1 protein-coding gene is annotated in these 744 nt (G+C 63.7%); it reads left to right on the forward strand.

Annotated features, from left to right (window positions below):
* A partial coding sequence (locus tag EN925_RS38260) for a RimK family alpha-L-glutamate ligase (RefSeq protein WP_128337487.1) occupies positions 1–692 on the forward strand: 692 nt, incomplete at its 5' end.
* Between the last annotated feature and the right edge of the window lie 52 nt (positions 693–744).

The raw sequence follows: 744 nt of genomic DNA on the forward strand, positions 1-744 counted from the left end.
GACTGTCGGTTCCCGTATGGAATTCCGCGCAGGCGATCGAGCGCTGCGTCGACAAGTCGATGACGACATTCCTCCTGAAAAATGCCGGCCTGCCTACGCCACGCACCTTTGCCGCAGAAGGACTTGCCGTCGCCGAGGAGGTCGCGGCGCAAGAGCTTCCGCGGGGACCGCTGGTGCTGAAACCATTGTTCGGGGCGCAAGGCCGCGGCATAAAGCTGATCCGCACGCTCTCGGACCTGCCGGCCGCAGAAGAGGTGAACAGCGTCTACTACCTTCAGCAATATGTGTCGCGTGCCGGTCCGCCTTTCCGGGATTTCCGCGTGTTTGTCTGCGCCGGAGAGACCGTGGCGATGATGAGCCGCATCAGCGACGACTGGATCACGAACGTCAACCGGGGTGGCGTGCCGGAACAGGTTTCCGAACATGGCAAGGCGGAACTGGCATCGCTGGCCGTCGCTGCGTCAGCCGCGGTCGGCGCGGATTTTGCCGGCGTGGACATCGTGCGGGCTGACGACGGCAATCTGTTCATACTCGAAGTGAACAGCATGCCCGCATGGTCGGGATTGCAGTCGGTGGTCGCCGTGAACATCGCCGAAGCAATCGCCGATGCCTTGCTGAAACTTCTGGCCGACCGCGCCGAGGCGGCCGCCGCACCGCGGCCCTACCGTTTTGCCGCGCCTGCGAATTCGTGAGGGCGGGCAAGTTGGCGCTTTCGCGTGAACGCCTCCGGGCCAGCTATAAGAA

The sequence above is a fragment of the Mesorhizobium sp. M7A.F.Ca.US.006.04.2.1 genome, assembly GCF_004022915.1.
Classification (GTDB): domain Bacteria; phylum Pseudomonadota; class Alphaproteobacteria; order Rhizobiales; family Rhizobiaceae; genus Mesorhizobium; species Mesorhizobium ciceri.